We start from the raw sequence: 23,413 nt of genomic DNA on the forward strand, positions 1-23,413 counted from the left end.
TCCTTTTCAGACAACGCCCCGCAGCTGACAAAGTTGCGGGGCTTTTTTGTCAGAGCATTTCGTTCATCAATTCGCGCCCGATCAACATCCGGCGGATTTCACTGGTGCCCGCGCCGATTTCCATCAGCTTGGCATCCCGGAAAATACGACTGACCGCCGAGTCGGACAGGAAACCTGCGCCACCCATCGCCTGCACAGCCTGATGCGCCTGCGTCATCGCAGCCTCGGATGCGTATAGGCAGCATGCCGCAGCGTCCTGGCGGGTGACGTCGCCCCGGTCGCAGGCCTTGGCAACTTCATACACATAGGCGCGTGCCGAATTCATCGCAGTATACATATCGGCTATCTTTCCCTGCATAAGTTGGAAGCTGCCAATAGGTTTCCCGAATTGCTTGCGTTCGGCCAGATAAGGCATGACCTCATCCAAACAGGCCGCCATGATGCCAGTCCCGATCCCGGCAAGCACGACGCGTTCGTAGTCCAGACCGGACATCAGAACGGCCACACCCTTGCCTTCTTCGCCTAGAACATTTTCAAACGGGACCTCAACATCCTCAAAGATCAGTTCCGCCGTGTTTGACCCGCGCATCCCCAGCTTGTCGAAATGGGGTGAGGTCGAGAATCCCGTCATCTCTTTTTCGATCAGAAACGCCGTAATACCCTTTGAACCGGCTTCCGGATCCGTCTTGGCATAAACCACCAGAGTATCCGCGTCCGGCCCGTTGGTGATCCAGTACTTGTTGCCGTTCAAACGGTAATGATCATTGCGCTTTTCCGCTCGTAACTTCATCGACACGACATCTGATCCAGCCGAGGCTTCGGACATCGCCAAAGCCCCAATATGCTCGCCCGATATCAACCGCGGCAGATATTTGGCTTTCTGCTCATCCGTCCCATTCAGCTTGATCTGGTTCACACAGAGATTCGAATGTGCCCCGTACGACAACGATACCGACGCAGACGCCCGCGCGATTTCCTCGATAGCGACCGTATGGGCCAGATAGGACATCCCCGCACCGCCATATTCTTCTGAAACGGTGATGCCCAGTAACCCCAGATCCCCCATCTCACGCCATAGTTCGTTCGGAAATGCGTTCGACGCGTCGACCTCTGCCGCTATTGGTTTGACCCGCTCCTGCGCCCAACGGTGCACCATTTCACGAAGGGCGTTCACATCTTCACCCAGATCAAATTGCATGGTCGCCGTGAACATTTGCGATCTCCTCTTTCGCTTTAATGAACGGTTGTTCAATAAATATCAGCGTTTCCAATCGCGGTCAACGACCGCCGCACAGAAACACACCGCTGTCCCGTCAGGGGCAGCGGCGCCAGCTATCGAGCGTGCGCGGAAAGCGCACTCCGCTTCGTTACGATTGAAAGACCGCCCCAACCTCGGCGCGAATGATCCGCGCAATCAGGCGGCAATCTTCAAGGGAAAAAGTCAGCGGCACGCGCATATCCATAACGCCTGCCAATATCCGGTCGCTTGCAGGTAAAGGATCGCTATCCGCGTAACGCCAACTGTCATAGCGCGACGTGAAACCTGTGGGTTCCGCCCCCCCGAACCACTTCAACTCCACTCCACGTCCAGCGCAACGTCGGATCACATCCGCAATCCGGTCGGAGGACCAATCCAACAACAAAAACTGGATGGAGGATCCAACAAACGTTTCCGCCTCTGGCCGCTCAACGATGGTTAAACCCGGCGTGCCGCGTAAGCCGGTTTCAAGTTCAGAATAACGCTCATTCCAGCGCCGCACCTGCCGGTCCAGATCGCGCAATTGAGGGCGCAGAATGGCAGCCCGCAGATTGTCCATACGGCCTGACACGTTGGGCGTGGTGTATTTGATCCGTTCAAATACCTCAGGTCCCGGCGCCGCAAGATGGCGCTCATACAGCATATAGGACCCCGATAGCATCGTGGCCTTTGCTGCCAGTTCCTCGTCATCGGTGATCAGCAAACCGCCTTCACCGGAATTGACGTGTTTATATGTCTGGCAGGAATAGCATCCAATTGCACCCTGCCGCCCTGACAGCTGCCCTCGCCAGGCAGCGCCCATGGTATGCGCGCAATCTTCAATGACCGTTACCCCGGCTGCGTCGCACATCTGCATCAGACGATCCATATCACAAAGATGGCCGCGCATATGGCTCAGCATCAAAACCCGCGCCTGATCCAGCTTGGCTTCGAGATCGTCCAGATCAATCGTCAAACTTTCGGTCACGCCCACGAAAACCGGCTTTGCACTGACCGAGGCGATAGATCCCGGGACTGGTGCCAGCGTAAAGGCGTTGGTTAAAACCGGATCGCCGGGCTGCACGCCAACGGCCCGCAAAGCCGTTGCCAGCGCGTATCCCCCGGAAGAAACCGCCAGACAGTATTTCGCCCCCATCTGGCCGGCGAATTCCTGTTCCAAAAGCGCGGTCTCGCCCAATTCACCCGGCACAACATTATAACGGTGCAATCGTCCGTGACGCAGAACGGCCATTGCCGCCTCGACCGCCTCTTCGGGGATGGGTTCCTGTTGGGTGAAACTGCCAGTAAAGCTTTCCGTCATATGCCTGTTCTGAGGCCGAGTGCAGTTCCGGTCAAGTGATTAAGCCGCCGCACCGATCAATGCTTCAACAACGTCGGGCAGATCATCAAAGCGATGCAGCAGAGCTTCGGGTTCCAATGCAGCCATATCATCCCCAGACGGACCGAAGGTTACCAGAACCGACGGCACTCCGGCGGCGCGAGCCGTGTTCCGGTCTGTATCCGAATCCCCGATTAGTACACACATATCCGGGTGACCCCCTGCCCTGCGTGCAGCTTCGCGCAAAGGTTCAGGGTCTGGCTTGCGGACCGCTAGTGTGTCTGCACCGATCAATGAGGCAAAATGATCCCGAACCCCCATCTGCGACAACAGTTGATGCGCCAAACCTTCGGGTTTGTTTGTGCATATCCCTACACCGTAACCCGCCTTCTTCAGCGCTTCGACCGCGTCCAAAGCGCCCGGATAAAACTTTGTATGAGTGTCGATGGCCCGCGCATAGGCGTCCAGCAGCATCGGATAGTAATCCAAAATTGTCTGCTCATGAAACGCATCGACCCGTTTCAGCCCATGGGTCAACATCATGCGCCCCCCACGTAACGCAACCGCCGCATCCTGCCCATGAACAAGGACATCTCCGTGACCCATGTGGCGGAAACAATGGTTTGCGGCCTCAAGCAGATCACCGGAGGTGTCGGCCAAAGTGCCATCCAGATCGAAAATAACTGTGCGCATTTTGCCTCCTGCCTCGGCGGGTTTTCGCCACGTCTTGTTGCAAACGGCAATCTTGTTTGATGGTTGAACCGCTTGCGCCTTTGCCCTCAGCGGATAAAACGGACGGCAACAAAACACAAAGAGAAAACGATTTCATGAGCACCGCCCTTGTCATCCTTGCCGCGGGAAAAGGCACCAGGATGAATTCGGACATCCCAAAAGTTCTGCATCCGATCGCACAGACACCGATGCTGATCCACGCTATGCGCGCAGCCGCACATCTCGAGCCCGAGCGCACAGTGATCGTTACGGGGCATGGCGCCGAAGCCGTCGAAAAGGCCGCCAAAACCGAAGATGAAACAGCCGTCGTCGTCCGGCAGGAAGAACAACTGGGCACGGCGCACGCGGTGGCACAGGCCCGTGATGCATTGGCCGGGTTCCAGGGAAATGTGATTGTCCTTTACGGCGACACGCCGTTTATCGAGCCAGACACTTTAAAGCGCATGATTGATGCCCGCGCCGCGCATGATCTTGTCATGCTCGGTTTTGACATCGCCGAAGTTCAACCCCGGTACGGTCGCCTGATCATGGAGGGCGACCGGCTGGTCGAAATCGTGGAATACAAGGACGCCACTGAAGAACAACGAGCGATCCGCTTCACCAACAGCGGCCTACTGGCCTGCGATGCGACCTTGCTGTTCGACCTGATAGATCAAGTCGGAAACGACAACGCATCTGGCGAGTACTACCTGACCGAACTTGCCGCTTTGACAAATGCGCGCGGGCTGAGCGCAACCGCCATCAAATGCGACGAGGCCGAAACGCTGGGCGTGGATTCCCGCGCCGACCTTGCTGCGGCAGATGCTGAATTCCAAATCCGCGCCCGCCGCGCACTGCTGGATTTGGGCGTCACCATGATGGCACCTGAAAGCGTTTATCTGTCTGCGGATACTGTCATTGGGCGGGACACGGTCATTGAACCGAATGTGGTCTTTGGGCCCGGCGTCACTGTTGAGAGCGGCGCGACGATCCGTGCGTTCTCGCACCTTGAGGGCTGTCATGTCAGCCGTGGCGCAGTCGTGGGACCATATGCGCGCCTACGCCCCGGCACAGAACTGGCCGAGGACACGCGCATAGGAAATTTCGTTGAAATTAAGAATGCCGAGATCGCCGAAGGTGCCAAGGTAAATCACCTCAGCTATATCGGGGATGCTGCAGTAGGTGCTGCAACGAATATCGGGGCCGGCACAATCACCTGCAACTATGATGGCGTGATGAAACACAAGACCACGATTGGTGAAAACGTGTTCATCGGATCCAACACGATGCTGGTCGCTCCGGTACAAGTGGGCGACGGGGCGATGACTGCAACCGGAACGGTCGTAACCCGCGATGTCGAACCCGACGCCTTGGCCGTAGCGCGCGCCAAACAAGAGAACAAATCCGGATATGCGCGCAAGTTGTTTGACATGTTGAAGGCGAAAAAGGCTCGCCGCGACAAAGGAGCTTGACCCATGTGCGGGATCGTAGGTGTTCTGGGCGAGCATGAAGTCGCCCCCATTCTGGTCGAAGCGCTGAAACGTCTTGAGTATCGCGGCTATGACAGCGCAGGGATCGCAACGGTCAACGGCGGTGCACTTGGTCGTCGTCGGGCCGTCGGAAAGCTTGTCAACCTGAGCGATCTGCTGGTGCATGACCCTCTGCCGGGCAAGTCAGGCATCGGTCATACGCGGTGGGCTACGCATGGGGCGCCGTCGGTCACAAACGCGCACCCCCACCAAGCTGGACCCGTCGCTGTGGTTCACAACGGCATCGTCGAAAACTATCGTGAGTTGCGGGCCGAGTTGGCTGAGCACGGTGTGAATTTCGTAACCGAAACCGACACTGAAACCGTTGCGCTTATGGCCGAGCATTTTCTGAAAACCGGCCTTTCACCTGTTGAGGCTGCAAACAGTACCATCGACCGGTTGGAGGGCGCATTTGCGTTGGCTTTTTTGTTCGACGGGCAGGATGACCTGATTGTCGCCGCACGCAAAGGCTCTCCGCTGGCGATCGGTCACGGTGACGGTGAAATGTTTGTCGGCTCGGACGCCATCGCGCTTGCGCCGCTGACGGATCGGATCACCTATCTTGAAGAAGGGGATCGCGCCGTTCTGACCCGCACCTCGCTTGAGATCCGCAGCGAGGCCGGCGAATTGGTCAATCGCGAGGTTCGGCAGATCAAACTGGACCAGTCGCGCGCGGACAAAGCCGGCCACAAGCATTTCATGGCAAAGGAGATCGCGGAACAGCCCGTGGTCGTAGCCGAAGCCATTCGATCATACTTGCGCACAGGTGGGGATCAGGTCGTTCTGCCCGGTGAACTTGATTTCACCAAACTGGACCGCTTGACCATGGTGGCCTGCGGTACTGCATTCTATGCCTGTCTGACTGCGAAGTACTGGTTCGAGCAACTTGCGAAGATGCCGGTTGAAGTCGACATTGCCAGCGAATTTCGCTACCGCGAACCCCCAATTGCAGAACGAACGGCCGCGTTGTTTGTCAGCCAATCCGGCGAGACTGCCGACACTCTGGCCGCGTTGCGGTATTGCGAGGGCAGAGCAGACAAAGTTGTCTCGGTGGTCAACGTGCCCGAAAGCTCGATCGCGCGTGAAAGCGATATTGCGCTGCCTATCCATGCAGGGGTCGAAATCGGTGTGGCCTCGACGAAGGCGTTTACCTGTCAGTTGAGTGTCCTGTTGATGCTGGCGCTCAAGGCCGCGACTGACCGCGGCACCTTGACGAACGAGGAGCTCGCCGATCACGCGGCGGCGTTGCGGGGATTGCCGTCAGTACTGAACACAGCTTTGGAACAGAACGCTGCCATCCGCAAATCGGCCCAGCGCCTATCAGAGGCGCGCGACGTACTGTTTTTGGGGCGTGGATTGATGTACCCCCTGGCAATGGAAGGTGCGCTAAAACTTAAAGAAATCAGCTACATACACGCCGAAGGTTATGCGTCAGGTGAGCTAAAGCACGGCCCCATCGCCTTGATCGACAAACATATGCCAGTGGTCGTGATGGCCCCGCGAGATGCGGTATTCGACAAGACCGTTTCCAATATGCAAGAGGTCATGGCGCGCAAAGGCAAGGTCATTCTGGTCTCGGACGACAATGGTATAGCCGAGGCGGAAGACGGGGTATGGAGCACCATCCGTATGCCACATGTTCATCCCAGCCTCGCGCCGATCCTGTACTCGGTTCCTGCGCAATTGCTGGCCTATCATACAGCGGTGGCCAAGGGCACGGATGTCGACCAGCCACGCAATCTCGCGAAATCAGTCACGGTGGAGTGATCCATGGCCAAGCAATTCCCCTCGCTCGATGAAGCTCAGCAGAAATTCATCAATGACCAGCACATGTTCTTTGTCGGCACCGCCGCAACAGAGGGGCGTGTCAACATCTCACCCAAGGGAATGGATTCTCTGCGCATCCTGGGCCCGAACCGGATCGTTTGGATGAATCTTACGGGCAGCGGTAATGAAGCAGCAGGACATCTGTTGGACATCAACAGAATGACGCTGATGTGGTGCTCTTTCACGACCCGCCCCCTGATCCTGCGTACATATGGCACGGCGCGCACCTTGCACGTGGGCGATGAAGGCTGGGACGATTTGGCCGCGTTGTTCCCCGAGCATCGCAGCGCCCGCCAGATCTATGTTCTGGACGTTGATCTTGTTCAGACCTCTTGCGGATATGCAGTTCCTTTCATGGACTACAATTCAGAGCGCGACACGATGCAGAAATGGGTAGACGGTAAGTCTGATGACGATATCCGCGCCTATTGGGTTGAGAAAAACCAGCAGACCATCGACGGTAAACCGACCCGAGTGCCAAGCTGATGTCGGCAGGCCCTTATCTGGACCAAATCAAAGCATATGCGGATCCCGAACGGGCAGAACAGATGGCCGCGTATCACAAGGTTGATCGTGATTATCTGGGTGTTGCCAATCCGGTCCTGAACGATCTGACCAAGGCATGGCGGCAAGAGTTGGACCTGGCCGCGCGCGTTGATCTGGCGGACGCGCTTTGGCAAATGGACATCCATGAAACCCGCCTTGCCGCTGCCAAGTTGCTGACGCAGGCCCGAATTCGACCAGACGACGCCGTTTGGGAACTGCTGCAAAGCTGGCTGCCGGACTTTGACGCATGGGCGGTTGCTGATCACGCTTGCATAGCGATGCAGAAACGCGTGTCTGCGGATCCCGCCCGGCTGGACCAGATCGAGGTTTGGACAGCCTCGGATCATATGTGGACCCGGCGCGCCGCGCTTGTCGCAACACTGCCATGGACGAAGCAGAACCACCCAAAACCTGCGGATTTAGAACGCCGGGATCGGATTTTGGACTGGGCGGCAAACTATGTATCAGACCGTGATTGGTTTATTCAAAAGGCCATCGCCTGGTGGTTGCGCGAATTGTCGAAACACGACCAAGACAGAGTCATAGACTTTCTAAAACTCCACGGTGACGCGATGAAACCCTTCGCGCGCCGCGAAGCCGGCAAATACCTCAAGGATCAATTGGCATAGACCTCCAGTTCAACCAATTCATCCAATGGTAGCAACAGCGCCCGCATCGCATCCAAAGAAAGTCTGCTGCCGCCGCTTTCGGGCCCCGGCGCGGGAACCAAAGTGATATAGGCCTGCGCGCCGGTCCTCGGGACAAGCACCCGGCCCGTGAATTCCGTATCGACCAGAGGCGTCTGAAGCCACCGACCCGGTGTCGTTGGGTCCCCAAGGCTGGCGACCGTCGTCTTGGCACCGATCCAGCCAGCAGCAGTCGCTGGCAGCGGTTCAGGCTCTGCAACTTCCTCTACGGCGGCAACCTCGGGTTCGCCTGCGGGTGCTTCGCGTTTGAATACGCGATCCGTTGTGGATCGAACAGCATCGCAACCCGCTATTAGAAAACACAAAGTGATCAGAACGTATCTCATATAGGAATCCTACCCTTCTGCGCGGACCTGTACCAGACCAAAGCACTATACCCCTTGTCGCAGGGCAGTCGCCGCTTTACCTATGTCGCATGACAGCTCCGCTTATCGACCCGTTCGCTCGTGCCATCACCTATCTCCGCGTCTCCGTCACGGACCGCTGCGATTTCCGTTGCGTCTATTGCATGTCCGAAGACATGAAGTTCCTACCCAAAAAGGACCTGCTGACGCTGGAAGAGCTGGACAGGATGTGCTCGGCCTTCGTGCGCATGGGTGTCGAGAAACTGCGCATCACGGGCGGTGAGCCCCTTGTGCGCCGAAATATCATGTCTTTTTTCAATGCGATGACCCGGCATTTGGACAGCGGCGCCCTAAAGGAACTGACGCTGACCACAAATGGATCGCAGCTTCATCGCTTTGCTGATGACTTGTATGCAGCCGGTGTGCGCCGCGTGAACGTGTCGCTTGACACTTTGGACGATGACAAGTTTGCCGCGATCACTCGCTGGGGTCGACTGAAACAGGTTCTGAACGGCATTGATGCGGCGCAGAAGGCGGGGTTGCGTGTCAAGATCAACGCCGTGGCCCTGAAAGGGTTTAACGAGCAAGAGCTTTCCACCATCACAAATTGGTGTGCCGAGCGCGACATGGACCTGACCTGGATTGAGGTCATGCCAATGGGCGATATCGGCAACGAAGACCGTCTGGATCAATACTGGTCCCTCAAGGACGTTCGCAAGGAATACGAAAACCACTACGCGGTGACCGATCTGGCCGAACGCACAGGTGGCCCCGCCCGTTATGTGCGGCTCGAGGAAACTGGGCAGAAAATCGGCTTTATCACGCCCCTGTCTCATAACTTCTGCGAAAGCTGTAATCGCGTTCGCCTGACCTGCACGGGTGAGTTGTATATGTGCCTGGGCCAAGAGGATATGGCCGATCTACGTGCGCCATTGCGCGATCACCCCGATACCGAAGAGCCCCTGGAAGACGCAATTCGCGCCGCGATCAACCTTAAACCAAAAGGTCATGATTTCGACTATTCCCGTCAGGCGGTGGATGGCAAGATGAGCCGCCACATGAGCCATACAGGCGGCTGACATGCCTGACATATCTGGCCGACCGACGCTGCTTTACCAACTGTATTGCGGCGCCACTGCTGTCGCTGCTCCTGTCATATGGCACACCGTTCGGAAAAAGATGTTGGCTGCCAATGTGCCGACAGCCCGCCAACATGAGCGTCTGGGCCACGCCAGCCAGCCGCGACCCGATGGTCTATTGATCTGGTTTCACGCTGCAAGCGTTGGAGAAACACTCTCCGTCATCAGCCTGATCAAACGTTTGGGTGAACGCCTGCCAACTGCCGAGTTTTTGATCACCTCCGGCACCCCAACATCTGCCGCGTTGATAGAAAGGCGCATGCCCCCGCGGACAAGGCATCAGTACCCACCGCTGGATGCAGGTGGTCCCGTGACTCGGTTCCTCAGCCACTGGCGGCCCGATGCGGGCATTTTCGTCGAAAGCGAAATCTGGCCGCGGCTCATCGTGGAAACAGCCTCTCGCGGCGCGCCGCTTGCCCTTTTAAACGCACGCCTGTCGGAAAAATCAGTCGCTGGCTGGAAAAAACGACCTCAAACGGCACGGTTCATATTGGACCAGTTTGTACTGTTTCTAACGCAGAACGACCGGACGGCAGCCAATCTGATTGACATGGGTGCCACCCGGGATCGCGTTAAACCCGGCACAAATCTCAAAGCGATGTCAGACCCATTGCCCGTAGACCCACAAACCCTGACAGCCGTGCAGCAGCAGATCGGTGACCGACCGGTCTGGATCGCCAGCTCGACCCACGCAGGCGAAGAAGAAACCGTGCTGGAAGCGCATAGTGAATTGCTGAAACAGTGGCCTGACCTTCTGCTCCTGCTTGTCCCGCGCCACCCCGAACGTCGCGAAGACGTAAAAACGCTCGTAACTCAAGCGCAGCTCAGTTCGGCCCTGCGATCCAAAAACGAAGCCATCAACGATAATACTCAGGTCTATGTCGCAGATACCTTGGGTGAAACGGGCACATGGTACGCGCTCTGCCCGATCGTGTTTCTAGGCGGCTCGCTAAAAGAAATCGGCGGCCACAACCCATTTGAGCCTGCACAGGCGAACGCGGCAGTTCTTACGGGTCCCGGGTATTTCAACTTTGCCGAAACATTCGCCCCACTTGTCGAAACCGGAGGCGCGCTCGAGGTCCAAACGGCCTCAGACTTGGCAAAGGCTGTGGCAAAGTGGCTTTCTGATCCATCTGCGTTGAACACAGCGCGTCAGGCGGCGCAGTCCTGCGTGAATACACAAAACACAGCGTTGGACGACATCGTCGACACTCTGTGCACCCAGCTTGAACTGGACGCAGGGGATCCTTCTTCATCTGGCTGAAAATATCCCGGGGGTGTGGGGGCAGAGCCCCCACGTTGACCGGCTATTCAAAGGGCAGGCATCCGCTGCTCGACGATCTCGGCCCACCAACTGCAGCCTGCCGGAATAGCCTCATCATTAAAGTTGTATTCGGGATGGTGTACGGCAGCCGTATCCCCATTGCCGACGAGGATATAAGCACCCGGTCGTTCCTCAAGCATAAAGGCGAAATCCTCGCCCCCCATGATCAGCGGCGCGTCATCGCAAGCCCCCGCGACCGAGCGCGCGACCTCTGCCGCAAAGTCGGTTTGCACGTCACTGTTCACCATGACCGGGTACCCACGGTAATAGGTTACATCTGCAACGCCGCCAAAGGTTGCAGCCACTCCGTTACAGATCTCATTGATGCGTTTCTCGGCCAGATCGCGCATCCCTTCGCTCATGGTCCGTACGGTGCCCTTTAGCTTGACAGATTGTGGGATGACATTGAACGCCATCGAGGACGTTTCGAATGCCGTGACCGAAACGACGATTTGATCAACTGGATCCGCATTGCGCGATGCGATTGTCTGCAAGGCCAGAACAGCCTGAGCCGCCATCACTGTCGTATCCACGGTCTCATGCGGTTTCGCGGCATGTCCGCCCTTGCCTTCAAACGTAATGTCAAACTGGTCAGTGGCGGCAAAAAACGCGCCGGGACGAATTGCAAAACTGCCGACGGGACGCCCGGGCCAGTTATGCATCCCGTAGACCTCCTGAATGTTCCAGCGGTCCATCATACCGTCGTCGCACATCTCGCGACCACCTCCGCCACCTTCTTCGGCGGGCTGAAAAATTACGACGACGGTCCCGTCAAAGTTTCTTGTCTCTGACAAATACTTGGCCGCGCCCAACAGCATCGCGGTGTGCCCGTCATGCCCGCACGCATGCATGGCGCCGTCCGTCTTAGAGGCATAATCAAGCCCGGTGGCCTCTTGGATCGGCAAGGCATCCATGTCAGCCCGCAACCCAATGACCTTGCCGCTCGTGTTGGCCTTACCCTTGATGACGCCAACGACACCAGTTCGGCCGATTCCGGTGACGACTTCATCACATCCGAACGACTTCAGCTTTTCCGCAACCAGAGCACTCGTCCGGTGTGTCTCGAACAGGATTTCAGGGTTTTCGTGAATGTCGCGCCGCCACTCGGTGATTTCACCCTGCAATTCCGCAAAGCGGTTTTTGATCGGCATTTGGTTCTCCCCTCAAAGTCAGTCGTCGACGGCCGGCCTCAGCGCACCTGCCAGCACAACAATCAGCAGCGCAAGCGGCAGCAATGCGGTAAACGCCAGACGCAATGTAAGCATCTCTGCCAAAAACCCAATAAGTGGCGGCCCGATGAGCAGACCGCCATACCCCAACGTCGCCACACTGGCGATGGCCTGCCCCGGAGGAATATTAGGGTCGTTTGCTGCCCGGCTGAACGCAAGCGGCATCATGACGGCTAAGCCGACACCCATCAATGCAAAACCCGCCAAAGCCACGGTTGCCTCTCCGGTCGCAACAACCGCGAAAACGCCCAATGCAGCACAGAGACCGCCAAAACGTGCCGTTATGATCGGACCAAACCGCGCGATAGCGACGCCACCTGCCAGACGGACTGCCACCATTGTTACCGAGAAAACAGCGTAGCCAAGCGCGGCGACACTCTCCGACGCTCCGGTGACATCCCGCAAAAAAATCGCGCTCCAATCTGCAACTGCGCCCTCGCTCAGCGCACTGCACATCGCAGTCAAACCGACCAGAACCAGCACCCCTGAGGGCATCGCAAACACCACGCCTCCGCTTGAGGTCGTCCGGCGCGACGTCCACCTGACCCACGAAGACACCAACGCGAACACCACTACAACGCCCCCGGCCAGCAGAAAGTGTTCAAGGACAGTCAGACCAAGTTGCACCGCGCCATAGCCGCTGAGGGCACCCAACCCTGCCCCCAAGCTCCACATCGCGTGAAACGACGACATAACCGGCTTGTCGTATGCCTGCTCAACCTCGGCAGCCCACGCGTTCATGGCGACATCCATCGACCCATGAAAAGCCCCGAACACAAACAAAAAAGCGGCCAACGACCAAAATCCGCCCGCCAAAGCCAAAAGGATCAGGGAAAACGTATACAAAACAGCGATCACACGCGTGATGGCGACCGCTCCGAACTGATCCGTCAAACGCCCGGTGATTGGGAAAGAACACACAGCCCCCGCCGCCATGAACAGCAAACCCAGCCCAAGTGCCTCGTGCGTCAGGCCAAGGTGATCTCGAACGGCGGGAATGCGCGAGGCCCAAATACCGAACAATGCGCCGTTCAGAATGAACATCGCCGCCACGGCCCGCCAAGCAGCTACGATACCTATCACCCGTCTTCCTTTGCTTTGCACCAGATCACGCCACTACTACAGCTGGCGGACCGATTGGCAAACGAAGATTACTCAAGCCGCTTTCGTATCCTTCTGATCGCGAACCAAACGCCCAAAACGACAGGTACGGTTACAATGGCTGTCAACATACCCTTGCTGATCCCCGCCTTGGTCAGAGGATAGAGCAGATAGCTCGCCAATGAGACTGCATAGTAACTGATCGCAACCACCGACAAACCTTCGACCGTATGTTGAAGGCGCAAGGCAAGGTCAGCGCGACGATCCATGCTTTCCAGCAAAGCCTGGTTCTGCGCACTCCGCTCTACGTCCACCCGGGTTCGCAGCAACTCACCTGCCCTGATTGCCCGATCTGACAGCGCTTGCAGACGTCGTTCTGTAGACTTCACGGTGCGAATAGCGGGATCATACCTGCGCATCATAAAGTCCGCGAAAGACTGCCGTCCTTCGAACCTTTGTTCTCGCAGGACTTCGATCCTCTGGTTAACGATCGCCTCATAGGCCCCGGTGGCCCCAAACCGAAAGGAACACTGCGCGGATATCGTCTCCAACTCTGTCGACGTGGACAATAAATCCGGCAACAACTTGTCTGGATGGGCTGAGTTATCAGTCATCTGCCCCATCAATTCGGTCAGCTTTCCGTCCAGTTCGCCAATGCGCGGCATCAGTTCTTTGACGCGGGCGAACCCCAGCATGGACATTGCCTTGTAGGTCTCAATCTCGCAAAGCCGCTGGATAATCCGCCCGGTTCTACGCTGTTTCGTTCCTTCGCTAACGAACAGGGCAAACCTCATATGACCAGCGGTATCGATCCGGAAGTCACTGGCACAGACTGCGGCGTCATCCAGAACACGCGCCACTGCAAGGCTTTCCGGCTCGAACCAATCCGCTAAGGCGGATTTGACCGCTTGATCCGGTCCCCTCTCCACCACGCGGATCATGGCCGAAGTCACCCGTTGCCCGGGGCTTTCCTGTAGCCAATCCATCGGAAACACCTCGAAATCAGCCGGGTTAAACGCACGTTCACTAACGTTCTGCGTGATCGCAGTATACGTGACGAATTCGGTATGCTGTTCCCACTTCAGCCAATGGCGCCCAATCTGCCCAGCATAATGCGTCGCCTCAGGTTGAGGGTGCTGTGCCCCATGGCGATCCAGCAACTTGAGCAGATGAGCCATGTCTTCGCCCCGGTCGCGCGCCACAGCAGCCGCCGGCTTCTTGATCGCCAAGAAAACCACGGTGCACGGGGACGACGCCACAGGAAAGGGGCGCGCGTGCAGTTCGTTTGCAAGGGCATAGCGCAGGGGGTGGTCTTCAATGGGCGTCATTCGTGGCTCCGTATGCTCAGACGCACTATACGACACGCCGCCCAGACATCAATTCTGTTTTATTTCATACGCTTACATGGATACAACGGTATGCAAAGCCGCTATGTCATTGATTAGGCTGCCACAGCTCGATCGGATTACCCTCCGGGTCGTGAATGCGGGCAAATTGTCCTACCTCGCTATTCCATTCATCGTGCGTTTCAACCGAGATTCCCGCCGCTTCCAATTGCCTCGTCAACGCGGCCAGATCATCAACACGGAAGTTGATCATCCATTGCTGATCGGCCCGCCCAAAATACTCAGTGTCCTGCGCGAAGGGGGCGAAAACCGTGTACCCCTCTCTCTGCTTCCACGGAAGCGGATCGAAATGATGCACGCCCAGATGTTTTTCATACCACTCCGTCAAAGCCTGCGGGTCACGCGCCCGAAAGAACACACCGCCGATGCCGTTCACTGTCTCCATCGCCAACCTCGCTTTCGTCACTGATCCTAGCACATCCCGCATGCTTCATCTGGCTAAAAATATCCTGGGGGTTTGGGGGCAAAGCCCCCATCCGAACCAAAAAGAAAAGGGCGCCCGAAGGCGCCCTTTGCAGTTTAACTATACCACCCGATCACTCGATCATCGGCAGCAACTTGTCCAGGCTGGCTTTCGCGTCGCCATAGAACATGCGCGTGTTCTCTTTGAAGAAGAGCGGGTTTTCGATGCCCGAGTACCCTGTACCCTGCCCACGCTTGGACACAAAGACCTGCTTGGCCTTCCAGCATTCCAGAACCGGCATACCGGCGATCGGGCTGTTGGGATCTTCCTGAGCCGCCGGGTTCACGATGTCATTGGACCCGATGACAATTGCCACATCTGTTTCAGGGAAGTCCTCGTTGATCTCGTCCATTTCCAGCACGATATCGTAAGGCACCTTGGCCTCGGCCAGCAGCACGTTCATGTGACCCGGCAAACGACCGGCAACGGGGTGGATTGCGAAGCGCACGTTCTTGCCCTTGGCACGCAGCTTGCGGACCAGTTCGGACACCGACTGCTGCGCCTGCGCAACTGCCATACCGTAGCCAGGGATGATGACGATGCTGTCGGCATCGTTCAGAGCGGCAGCAACGCCATCCGCTTCGATTGCAATCTGCTCGCCCTCAACCGCCATCTGCTCGCCCTGCGGGCCACCAAAGCCGCCCAGAATCACACTGACGAAATGTCGGTTCATGGCTTTACACATGATATACGACAAGATCGCACCGCTCGATCCAACCAGCGCACCAACGACGATCAACAGGTCATTGCCAAGGCTGAAACCAATCGCTGCCGCGGCCCAGCCGGAATAGCTGTTGAGCATCGAAACAACCACCGGCATGTCCGCCCCACCGATGCCCATGATCAGATGATAGCCGATAAACAGCGCCGCCAGCGTCATCAGGAACAGTGGGAAGAACCCTCCCGAGCTGGTGTACCAGATCAGACAGATGAACGAGAGGCCCGCAGCAGCCGCGTTCAGCGCATGGCCACCCGGCAACTTGGTCGCCGCCGAGGTCACCTTACCCGCAAGCTTTCCATAGGCGACGACAGAACCGGTAAAGGTAATCGCACCGATGAAGATGCCGAGGAACAATTCAACATGCAGGATGGCCAGCTCGGCCGGTGTTTTCTTGGCGATGAGTTTGGCAAATGCGCCCAGATCGGACAAGTCAGCCTGCGAAGCCGAGTCCACAATGGCCATGACCTGCGCGACGTTCCCGATCTCGAAATGCGCGTTGAAACCCACGAAAACAGCTGCCAGACCGACCAGCGAGTGCATCGCAGCCACCAGCTGCGGCATCTCGGTCATCTGGACCCGTTTCGCAACATACTGACCGATCAGGCCCCCGCCGATGATCAACAGGATCGACAGTAACCACAGGCCGGAACCGGGACCAACCAGAGTGGCGAAAACCGCCAGCGCCATACCGACGATGCCGTACCAGACGGCGCGCTTTGCGCTTTCCTGGTTCGACAAGCCACCAAGGGACAGGATGAAAAGGACAGCCGCGACAACGTAGGCGGCAGAAGTAAAGCCAATCATATGCCCGACCTCCTTAGGATTTCTGGAACATGGCGAGCATGCGCCGTGTGACGAGGAAGCCGCCGAAGATATTGATCCCGGCCATGAAGACAGACAACGCCGCCAGCAGAATGACCAGGAAGGAACCCGACCCAATCTGCATGAGCGCCCCGACGATGATGATCGACGAAATCGCGTTGGTAATCGCCATCAACGGAGTGTGCAGGCTGTGCGAGACATTCCAGATCACCTGAAAGCCCACGAATACTGCCAGCACAAACACGATGAAGTGCTGCATGAAGCTGGCCGGGGCAACCAGACCCACCAGCAACATCAGCGCGCCACCGACACCCAGCAAGGTGAACTGCTGCTTGGTTTGCGCCTTGAATGCGGCAATCTCTTGCGCCTTCTTCTCTTCCGGCGTCAGTTCTTTGACTTCGGGTTTTTTCTGCGCCGCGATCGCCTGAACTTTGGGTGGCGGCGGCGGGAAGGTGATCTCACCCTCATGGGTCACAGTTGCGCCCCGGATCACGTCATCTTCCATGTCGTGATTGATCTGACCATCCTTTTCAGGGGTCAGGTCGGTCATCATATGGCGGATGTTCGTTGCATAAAGCGACGATGCCTGCGACGCCATCCGGCTTGGGAAATCAGTGTAGCCGATGATGGTCACGCCATTGTCGGTCACGATTTTCTCGTCCGCGACGGTCAGCTTACAGTTGCCGCCCTTTTCAGCCGCGAGGTCCACGATAACCGAACCCGGCTTCATGCTTTCGACCATATCCTTGGTCCAAAGCTCGGGCGCTTCGCGGTTGGGAATAAGCGCCGTCGTGATGACGATGTCCATTTCCGGTGCCAGCTCACGGAACTTGGCCAGCTGAGCGTTGCGGAATTCCTCCGACTGGACCGAGGCATAACCGCCTGTTGCCGCGCCGTCCTGCTGTTCTTCTTCGAAGTCCAGATAGACGAACTCAGCCCCCATGGACTCAACCTGTTCGGCCACCTCGGGGCGCACATCGAACGCATAGGTGATCGCGCCCAGCGATGTGGACGTGCCAATAGCCGCCAGACCTGCGACACCCGCACCAACTATCAGAACCTTAGCAGGCGGCACCTTACCGGCAGCAGTCACCTGACCAGTGAAGAACCGGCCAAAGTTGTTACCCGCTTCGATAACGGCCCGATAGCCCGCGATATTGGCCATCGAGGACAGCGCGTCCATCTTTTGTGCGCGCGAAATACGCGGCACCATTTCCATGGCAATCACGTTCGCGCCCTTGGATTTGGCGACTTCCATCCCCTCTTCATTCCCAGCCGGGTTGAAGAATGAAATCAAAGTCTTGCCCTTGGTCAGGCGCTTCAGCTCCGTCTCATTGGGTTGCCGCACTTTGGCGACGATATCCGCCGTTTTCCAAAGCGAAGCGGCGGTTTTGATAACCTCAACGCCGGCCTCTTCGTAGGCTGCATCGGAAAAGCCTGCGGCAACACCTGCACCCTTTTCGATCAGGCAGTCATACCCCAGCTTCTGCAGTTGACGCGCCGAGTCCGGCGTCATCGCCACCCGGTTCTCACCGTCAAAAGTTTCTTTTGGCGTTCCTATCTTCAACGGTGGGTCCCCCTAATTTTCGATATGTTCGCGCATACATCTTGCATTTTTCATCAAGCCCTCATCTACATTGCGAAAGATTGTTTCGCAACCGCAGCATCTGTCACTTTACGTCATTCCTTGTTCATCCTCAGATCCAACGCCGGGTTTGCTTTTCATAGCGGGCAAAGTCCGCTCGAAACTTTCGGCGCAGGCGGTCTTCTTCGGGCAGGATGAATCTGCGTTCCAAAAGCCAGACGAATATCGGCACCAGAACCAAAGACAGAACCGCATCAAAACGCAGGATCAATCCGGTCAGTATCAGCACATCGCCAAGGTAAATCGGGTTCCGGCTACGCTTGAATATTCCGGTCTGCACCATGGACGATGGAACCTGATGCGGAAAAACCGTCGTCTTGAACTTGCGAAATTCCATGACCGCCAAAATCGCAAGAATGACACCCCCGCCAATCAGGATCCCGCTGAGTAGATCCGTAAGCCAACCGTCCAACGAAAGGCCCAGCGAGAAATAGCGCGATTGTAGCCACGCAAGACACGCAGCACCCAACAGCCAGATCGGAGGGATGTCGATTTTTTGCATTCTTGCGTGTTACCTGTCTGTCACTTTCGAAAAAAGTGTCGTTTTCGACAGATGGTCTACCGCTTTCCGACAGGAAGATCAAAACTCCAGATAGTCGCAGCAATTTATTGCAGTTCTTGTCGCTGGATTTGCACAGATGGACAGCACGATCCGCTTCGGGTAGCCAATTCCAAACCATCATTTCATCACGACAGCGGACCCTGCATGACCGATTTTTCAGCGACCAAAGCCATGTTCCACCTGCCAGAAGGCATGATCTATCTAGACGGTAATTCGCTTGGACCCTTGCCCAAGGCCGCGTCTGACCGTGTGGGTCAAATGATGACCGATGAATGGGGTCAGATGTTGATCACCGGTTGGAACAAAGCCGGTTGGATGGCCTTGCCGACCGGGCTTGGGGATCGGATTGGGCGTTTGATCGGCGCGGAACCGGGAAGCGTCGTGACCGGCGACACACTGTCAATCAAGGTCTATCAGGCGGTCGCGTCAGCGTTAGAGCTGTGCCCTGACCGCAAGGTCGTACTGTCAGACAGCGGCAATTTCCCGTCGGACCTGTATATGGTTGACGGATTGCTGCGATCGCTTGGTCCTGACTATGAGCTGCGCGTTGTTGAACCAGAGGATGTCGCAGCAAACATCACCGAAGACATCGCCGTGTTGATGTTGACCGAGGTCGACTATCGCACAGGCCGGATGCATGACATGAAAACGTTGACGGACAAGGCCCACGCAAACGGCACTGTTACGGTCTGGGATCTTGCCCATTCTGCCGGAGCGATCCCGGTCGATCTTTCCGGCTGCAACGCGGATTTCGCGGTGGGGTGCACCTACAAGTACCTCAACGGCGGGCCCGGCGCGCCTGCGTTTATCTACGTCGCGCCACGTTTATCGGATCGCGTGCGCCCTGCCCTTTCCGGATGGCTGGGACACGAAGCCCCCTTTGCCTTTGATCTGGACTACCGCCCCGGAAACGGGATCGAACGGATGCGCGTCGGCACGCCACCGATCCTGCAGATGACCGCATTGTCCGCCGCAATGGACATCTGGGACATGGCAGAAATGCAAGACGTGCGCGCCAAATCCATAGAACTGACCGAGTTGTTCATAAAGCGGGTCGAGGCCACCTGCCCCGACCTGCATCTTGCCAGCCCCCGTGACCCAGCACAGCGCGGCAGTCAGGTCTCTTTCCGCTTTACCGATGGCTATGCGGCCATGCAGGCGCTGATCGCGCGGGGCGTCATCGGAGATTTCCGTGCGCCTGATGTCATGCGGTTCGGATTCACACCGTTGTACATTGATGAAAACGATGTCGAGCAGGCTGTCGACATTCTTGCCGATATCATCGCAAACAAGCTCTGGGACAAGCCCGAATTCAAAGTGCGGCAGCGCGTTACCTGACCTCTAACCCGGCGCCCAGTAGTTGCCCCAACTGGGAAATGCGTTGCTCGAACTCATCAGCGCTGGCTGCTGTCAGTTTGACGCCCATCAGGGTTGCCGTGATGGTTTTGGCCGTTTCGTCTGGTCCGTTCGGCAGATGCACCCGCCCGCCTTCGTCCTCGCGCCTTAACCAGTCGGCATAAAGGGACGTCAATGTTCCCTCGCCCTCTGACAGAATATCGGCAGCCATGGACTTACTGGTATCCAGCATCTCCATACCGTGGGGCGAAGCGAGGATGGCTGCCATCCCCTCAATCTGTGCCGCAATTGCCTGCATCAGACGGGTCGAAACGCTGCCCTCACCCGACAGGGCCAGCGCCACGTTTTCAATCTTTTCTGCATAGTGCGCCTGGGTCAGGCTACGCACGATAGCTTCTTTGTTCTTGTAATGCAGATAGACAGCAGGGCGCGACATTCCCGCGCCCTTCGCGATGTCATCCATCGAGGTTTTGCGAAACCCGTAAATCGCAAACGCCTCAAGCGCCGAAGCAAGGATCGCCTGTTGTTTCGGATCGTCCAATTTGTCTTTCATGAATCCGCTCTGACATTTTTTGTATATTTTGTCAATTGACATCCTGACACTTTGCGACAATTATGTCAGAAACCAGCCACAGCCAAGAGAGGTGCGCCATGGCGACCGCCCTTAAAATCAACGGAAAGACCCATCAGGTTGATCTGCCTGACGATGTACCGCTTTTGTGGGTCCTGCGGGACGAAATCGGTTTGACAGGCACCAAGTTCGGCTGCGGGGTTGCAGCATGCGGATCCTGCACAGTCCACATTGATGGTGAGGCCGTGCGATCCTGTCAGGTCGCCCTTTCCGATGTATGGGGTGATGTGACCACGATCGAAGGTCTCGGCACGCCAGATGCAATGACCACGATCCAACAAAGCTGGGTCGATCATCAGGTCGCACAGTGCGGATATTGCCAGTCTGGCCAGATCATGCAGGCCGCAGCGTTGCTGGCGGAAAACCCCACACCCACGGATCAGGACATAGACGATGCGATGCAGGGCAACCTGTGCCGCTGTGGAACCTATCCGCGCATTCGGGCTGCAATCCATGACGCCGCCGCCAAGTTGAAGGAGGCCTAAGAGATGGCATCTGTAGGAAAAATCCTCCGCCGCACATTCCTGATCGGCTCAGCCGCCATAGTCGGCGGCGTGGCTTTTGGCGCATATCACGTCAGCCGCCCTGCCGCGAACCCATTGAAACCGGGTCAGGGCGAAACGGCGCTCAACCCCTTTATTCTGGTCGACCAACAAGGCGTCACCCTCTTTGCCCCGCGCGCCGAGATGGGACAGGGTGTAATGACGACCTGGGCCGCGCTGATCGCCGAAGAGCTGGACGTCGAGCTGGAAGACATCCGTGTTCTCCACGGACCTGCTGCGGCTGCTTATTACAACGCCGCGCTCGTCGGTGAAGGCCTGCCCAACAAGGGCTACGATATCTCAGATTTCCAACACAACCTGGCTGAGGCCTTGGGCGTTTTAGGTAAGACCCTGAACCTGCAGGTAACCGGCGGGTCGACTTCGATGAAGGACGGCTTCGAAAGGATGCGCGAGGCCGGCGCCACCGCGCGTGAGACGCTGAAACAGGCAGCAGCCGATCGTTTAGGCGTGGACCGTGCCCAGTTAAAGACGGAAACCGGCGCAGTGGTGGCCCCGGACGGCACACGCATTCCCTACACCGAGCTGGCCGAGGCTGCGGGGCAAATCGAAACACCGCATATCGAACTTAGGGACCCCGCCGACTGGCGTCTGCTGGGCAAAAACCTGCCTCGCGTAGATGTTGTTGGAAAATCCACCGGCACGGCCGAATTTGGTATCGATGTACGCCCCGAAGGACTCAAGTTCGCGTCGGTTCGAATGAACCCCAAACTGGGGGGCGCTATGAACGGGTTCGATGCCAGCGCAGCAACCTCAATGCCCGGCGTTGAAAAGGTCGTTGATCTGGGCAGTGGCGTCGCCGTAATCGCCAACAATACCTGGCTGGCCATTCAGGCGGTCGAGGCGATTGATATCGACTGGGGCGACGCACCCTACCCGCCGGAAACCGACGGGCTGTTCGCCAAGATCGCCGAAGCCTTTGACGATGCGCCGAACACGACCATGCGTGATGACGGCGATGTAGAGACACTGCCCGAGGGCGCAACTGAAATTTCCGCCGAATACCGCGTACCGTATCTTGCCCATTCCACGATGGAACCGATGAACGCAACCGCGCTGTTTACCGGAACCAAGCTGGACCTGTGGTGTGGCAACCAAGCGCCGACATTGCTTCAGATCCGCGCGGCAAACACCGCCAATCTGGATAAAGATGCGGTCGAACTGCATACAACCTACCTGGGCGGCGGGTTTGGCCGGCGTGGCGAGTTGGACTTTGCCGAAATTGCCACAAAAGTTGCGATGGCAATGCCCGGCGTTCCCGTTCAAACGACGTGGAGCCGCGAAGAAGATATGCGCCACGACTATTATCGCCCCGCAGCGATCGGTCGGATGCGCGGCGCGGTCAAAGATGGAAAGGCTGTTCTGATCGACGGCAAGGTTGCTTCACAGTCCTGCACGCAGCAAGCCATGGAGCGCTACACGGGCCTGCCGGGTGGCGGACCCGACAAGGTCTTGGTCGAGGGACTGTTCAACCAGCCCTATGCCGTACCGAATTACCGCATCAGTGGACACATAGCCGACTTGGACGTGCCCGTTGGGTTCTGGCGCTCAGTCGGTAACAGTCACAATGGTTTTTTCCATGAGACATTCATGGACGAGATGGCCCACGCAGCCGGTCGCGACCCGCTGGAATTCCGTCTTGAACTTGCCAAGGCCGAGTTTGCGCCAGCGGCGGGCGTCTTGCAGGCCGTCAAAGAGATGTCAGGCTGGACGGGCGAAACGCCAGACGGTGTTGGTCGCGGGGTCGCGATGACCTACAGCTTTGGCACACCGGTTGCTCAGGTCATTGAGGTCGTCGATGAAGACGGCACCATTCGCATTTCCAAAGCTTGGATCGCCTGTGATGTTGGCATCGCGTTGGACCCAGGCACGGTCGAGGCACAGATGTTCGGGGGCATGATTTACGGACTTTCCGCGGCCGTTATGGGTGAGATCACCTTTGCGGATGGCGAGGTTGAGCAATTCAACTTCCCCGATTACGACGCCCTGCGCATGCACAACGCACCGGTGACCGAGGTTCGGGTTCTGGAAACCAACCCTCGCCTCGGTGGTGTTGGTGAACCCGGAACTCCACCGGCAATGCCCGCACTGGGCAATGCGCTGTTTGATCTGACCGGTCAGCGCGCACGCTCTCTGCCTTTGATCAACCAATTTGATCTGCTGATTTAATCGCGTTGCACCGGTCCGGCGTTCTTCAGCTGGAACGGTGCAATT

21 protein-coding genes are annotated in these 23,413 nt (G+C 57.3%); 9 read left to right on the forward strand and 12 right to left on the reverse strand.

Annotation, left to right across the window (positions count from 1 at the left end):
• Positions 1-49: 49 nt before the first annotated feature.
• From ACR0DG_RS07930 to ACR0DG_RS07940, 3 genes are all read right to left on the reverse strand, one after another.
• A complete protein-coding gene (locus tag ACR0DG_RS07930; RefSeq protein WP_480696011.1) occupies positions 50-1,213 on the reverse strand; it encodes an isovaleryl-CoA dehydrogenase in 1,164 nt (387 codons plus the stop codon).
• A 154-nt stretch (positions 1,214-1,367) separates the two neighbouring features.
• Complete coding sequence (locus ACR0DG_RS07935; protein WP_480696012.1) at positions 1,368-2,558, reverse strand: DegT/DnrJ/EryC1/StrS family aminotransferase; 1,191 nt, start codon at positions 2,556-2,558, stop codon at positions 1,368-1,370.
• A 39-nt stretch (positions 2,559-2,597) separates the two neighbouring features.
• Complete coding sequence (locus ACR0DG_RS07940) at positions 2,598-3,269, reverse strand: HAD-IA family hydrolase (RefSeq protein WP_480696014.1); 672 nt, start codon at positions 3,267-3,269, stop codon at positions 2,598-2,600.
• A 134-nt stretch (positions 3,270-3,403) separates the two neighbouring features.
• Between ACR0DG_RS07940 and glmU the strand changes: the two genes are divergently transcribed.
• From glmU to ACR0DG_RS07960, 4 genes are read left to right on the forward strand one after another with little or no spacing between them, the layout of a single operon-like run.
• On the forward strand, positions 3,404-4,759 hold the full coding sequence (gene glmU / locus ACR0DG_RS07945; protein ID WP_480696016.1) for a bifunctional UDP-N-acetylglucosamine diphosphorylase/glucosamine-1-phosphate N-acetyltransferase GlmU: 1,356 nt from the start codon (positions 3,404-3,406) through the stop codon (positions 4,757-4,759).
• Between the two features lie 3 nt (positions 4,760-4,762).
• Positions 4,763-6,583 carry a glutamine--fructose-6-phosphate transaminase (isomerizing) gene (gene glmS, locus ACR0DG_RS07950; protein ID WP_480696017.1) on the forward strand — a complete coding sequence of 607 codons (1,821 nt, stop codon included), beginning with the start codon at positions 4,763-4,765 and terminating at the stop codon, positions 6,581-6,583.
• Positions 6,584-6,586: 3 nt separating this feature from the next.
• Complete coding sequence (locus tag ACR0DG_RS07955; RefSeq protein ID WP_480696018.1) at positions 6,587-7,129, forward strand: pyridoxamine 5'-phosphate oxidase family protein; 543 nt, start codon at positions 6,587-6,589, stop codon at positions 7,127-7,129.
• Positions 7,129-7,818, forward strand: coding sequence for a DNA alkylation repair protein (locus tag ACR0DG_RS07960; protein WP_480696019.1), 690 nt, complete (start codon positions 7,129-7,131; stop codon positions 7,816-7,818). The genes ACR0DG_RS07955 and ACR0DG_RS07960 overlap by 1 nt, the downstream gene beginning before the upstream one ends.
• On the opposite strand, the gene ACR0DG_RS07965 is transcribed toward ACR0DG_RS07960, so the two are convergent.
• Entirely contained in the window at positions 7,806-8,222 is a 417-nt protein-coding gene (locus ACR0DG_RS07965; protein WP_480696020.1) for a hypothetical protein, read from the reverse strand. The genes ACR0DG_RS07960 and ACR0DG_RS07965 overlap by 13 nt on opposite strands.
• Before the next feature lie 89 nt (positions 8,223-8,311).
• Here ACR0DG_RS07965 and moaA point away from each other — a divergent pair, with 89 nt between their 5' ends.
• Positions 8,312-9,319, forward strand: coding sequence for a GTP 3',8-cyclase MoaA (gene moaA / locus ACR0DG_RS07970; RefSeq protein ID WP_480696021.1), 1,008 nt, complete (start codon positions 8,312-8,314; stop codon positions 9,317-9,319).
• A gap of 1 nt (position 9,320) precedes the next feature.
• A complete protein-coding gene (locus ACR0DG_RS07975; RefSeq protein WP_480696022.1) occupies positions 9,321-10,643 on the forward strand; it encodes a 3-deoxy-D-manno-octulosonic acid transferase in 1,323 nt (440 codons plus the stop codon).
• A gap of 47 nt (positions 10,644-10,690) precedes the next feature.
• Here the strand turns inward: ACR0DG_RS07975 and ACR0DG_RS07980 are convergent, their stop codons facing one another.
• The 7 genes from ACR0DG_RS07980 to ACR0DG_RS08010 all read right to left on the reverse strand — a co-directional run bounded on the left by ACR0DG_RS07980 (position 10,691) and on the right by ACR0DG_RS08010 (position 18,592).
• Complete coding sequence (locus tag ACR0DG_RS07980; protein ID WP_480696023.1) at positions 10,691-11,854, reverse strand: M20 aminoacylase family protein; 1,164 nt, start codon at positions 11,852-11,854, stop codon at positions 10,691-10,693.
• Positions 11,855-11,872: 18 nt separating this feature from the next.
• Positions 11,873-13,015 carry an MFS transporter gene (locus ACR0DG_RS07985; protein WP_480696025.1) on the reverse strand — a complete coding sequence of 381 codons (1,143 nt, stop codon included), beginning with the start codon at positions 13,013-13,015 and terminating at the stop codon, positions 11,873-11,875.
• A gap of 68 nt (positions 13,016-13,083) precedes the next feature.
• Positions 13,084-14,361 carry a DUF3422 family protein gene (locus tag ACR0DG_RS07990; protein WP_480696027.1) on the reverse strand — a complete coding sequence of 426 codons (1,278 nt, stop codon included), beginning with the start codon at positions 14,359-14,361 and terminating at the stop codon, positions 13,084-13,086.
• A gap of 106 nt (positions 14,362-14,467) precedes the next feature.
• Positions 14,468-14,824 carry a VOC family protein gene (locus ACR0DG_RS07995; RefSeq protein ID WP_480696029.1) on the reverse strand — a complete coding sequence of 119 codons (357 nt, stop codon included), beginning with the start codon at positions 14,822-14,824 and terminating at the stop codon, positions 14,468-14,470.
• Positions 14,825-14,975: 151 nt separating this feature from the next.
• Entirely contained in the window at positions 14,976-16,427 is a 1,452-nt protein-coding gene (locus ACR0DG_RS08000; protein WP_480696031.1) for an NAD(P)(+) transhydrogenase (Re/Si-specific) subunit beta, read from the reverse strand.
• A 13-nt stretch (positions 16,428-16,440) separates the two neighbouring features.
• On the reverse strand, positions 16,441-18,012 hold the full coding sequence (locus tag ACR0DG_RS08005; RefSeq protein WP_480696033.1) for a Re/Si-specific NAD(P)(+) transhydrogenase subunit alpha: 1,572 nt from the start codon (positions 18,010-18,012) through the stop codon (positions 16,441-16,443).
• A gap of 130 nt (positions 18,013-18,142) precedes the next feature.
• Positions 18,143-18,592 (reverse strand): methyltransferase family protein, encoded by a 450-nt coding sequence (locus ACR0DG_RS08010; RefSeq protein ID WP_480696035.1) that lies wholly within the window; start codon positions 18,590-18,592, stop codon positions 18,143-18,145.
• A gap of 204 nt (positions 18,593-18,796) precedes the next feature.
• Between ACR0DG_RS08010 and kynU the strand changes: the two genes are divergently transcribed.
• Positions 18,797-19,990 (forward strand): kynureninase, encoded by a 1,194-nt coding sequence (gene kynU / locus ACR0DG_RS08015; protein ID WP_480696037.1) that lies wholly within the window; start codon positions 18,797-18,799, stop codon positions 19,988-19,990.
• Here the strand turns inward: kynU and ACR0DG_RS08020 are convergent.
• Positions 19,983-20,561 (reverse strand): TetR/AcrR family transcriptional regulator, encoded by a 579-nt coding sequence (locus tag ACR0DG_RS08020; RefSeq protein ID WP_480696039.1) that lies wholly within the window; start codon positions 20,559-20,561, stop codon positions 19,983-19,985. The genes kynU and ACR0DG_RS08020 overlap by 8 nt on opposite strands.
• Before the next feature lie 98 nt (positions 20,562-20,659).
• On the opposite strand from ACR0DG_RS08020, the gene ACR0DG_RS08025 reads away from it, so the two are divergent.
• Both ACR0DG_RS08025 and ACR0DG_RS08030 read left to right on the forward strand, forming a co-directional pair.
• Positions 20,660-21,124, forward strand: a complete 465-nt coding sequence (locus ACR0DG_RS08025) for a (2Fe-2S)-binding protein (RefSeq protein WP_480696041.1) — start codon at positions 20,660-20,662, stop codon at positions 21,122-21,124.
• 3 nt (positions 21,125-21,127) lie between these two features.
• On the forward strand, positions 21,128-23,368 hold the full coding sequence (locus ACR0DG_RS08030; protein WP_480696043.1) for a xanthine dehydrogenase family protein molybdopterin-binding subunit: 2,241 nt from the start codon (positions 21,128-21,130) through the stop codon (positions 23,366-23,368).
• Positions 23,369-23,413 lie beyond the last annotated feature (45 nt).

The sequence above is a fragment of the Ruegeria sp. BG8 genome (assembly GCF_056538325.1).

Excerpts from the sequence above, each read along its gene's own strand:
- ACR0DG_RS07930 (WP_480696011.1), bottom strand. The coding sequence starts at position 1,213 with ATGTTCACGGCGACCATGCAATTTGATCTGGGTGAAGATGTGAACGCC.
- ACR0DG_RS07935 (WP_480696012.1), bottom strand. The coding sequence starts at position 2,558 with ATGACGGAAAGCTTTACTGGCAGTTTCACCCAACAGGAACCCATCCCC.
- ACR0DG_RS07940 (WP_480696014.1), bottom strand. The coding sequence starts at position 3,269 with ATGCGCACAGTTATTTTCGATCTGGATGGCACTTTGGCCGACACCTCC.
- glmU (WP_480696016.1), top strand. The coding sequence starts at position 3,404 with ATGAGCACCGCCCTTGTCATCCTTGCCGCGGGAAAAGGCACCAGGATG.
- glmS (WP_480696017.1), top strand. The coding sequence starts at position 4,763 with ATGTGCGGGATCGTAGGTGTTCTGGGCGAGCATGAAGTCGCCCCCATT.
- ACR0DG_RS07955 (WP_480696018.1), top strand. The coding sequence starts at position 6,587 with ATGGCCAAGCAATTCCCCTCGCTCGATGAAGCTCAGCAGAAATTCATC.
- ACR0DG_RS07960 (WP_480696019.1), top strand. The coding sequence starts at position 7,129 with ATGTCGGCAGGCCCTTATCTGGACCAAATCAAAGCATATGCGGATCCC.
- ACR0DG_RS07965 (WP_480696020.1), bottom strand. The coding sequence starts at position 8,222 with ATGAGATACGTTCTGATCACTTTGTGTTTTCTAATAGCGGGTTGCGAT.
- moaA (WP_480696021.1), top strand. The coding sequence starts at position 8,312 with ATGACAGCTCCGCTTATCGACCCGTTCGCTCGTGCCATCACCTATCTC.
- ACR0DG_RS07975 (WP_480696022.1), top strand. The coding sequence starts at position 9,321 with ATGCCTGACATATCTGGCCGACCGACGCTGCTTTACCAACTGTATTGC.
- ACR0DG_RS07980 (WP_480696023.1), bottom strand. The coding sequence starts at position 11,854 with ATGCCGATCAAAAACCGCTTTGCGGAATTGCAGGGTGAAATCACCGAG.
- ACR0DG_RS07990 (WP_480696027.1), bottom strand. The coding sequence starts at position 14,361 with ATGACGCCCATTGAAGACCACCCCCTGCGCTATGCCCTTGCAAACGAA.
- ACR0DG_RS07995 (WP_480696029.1), bottom strand. The coding sequence starts at position 14,824 with ATGGAGACAGTGAACGGCATCGGCGGTGTGTTCTTTCGGGCGCGTGAC.
- ACR0DG_RS08000 (WP_480696031.1), bottom strand. The coding sequence starts at position 16,427 with ATGATTGGCTTTACTTCTGCCGCCTACGTTGTCGCGGCTGTCCTTTTC.
- ACR0DG_RS08010 (WP_480696035.1), bottom strand. The coding sequence starts at position 18,592 with ATGCAAAAAATCGACATCCCTCCGATCTGGCTGTTGGGTGCTGCGTGT.
- kynU (WP_480696037.1), top strand. The coding sequence starts at position 18,797 with ATGACCGATTTTTCAGCGACCAAAGCCATGTTCCACCTGCCAGAAGGC.
- ACR0DG_RS08020 (WP_480696039.1), bottom strand. The coding sequence starts at position 20,561 with ATGAAAGACAAATTGGACGATCCGAAACAACAGGCGATCCTTGCTTCG.
- ACR0DG_RS08025 (WP_480696041.1), top strand. The coding sequence starts at position 20,660 with ATGGCGACCGCCCTTAAAATCAACGGAAAGACCCATCAGGTTGATCTG.
- ACR0DG_RS08030 (WP_480696043.1), top strand. The coding sequence starts at position 21,128 with ATGGCATCTGTAGGAAAAATCCTCCGCCGCACATTCCTGATCGGCTCA.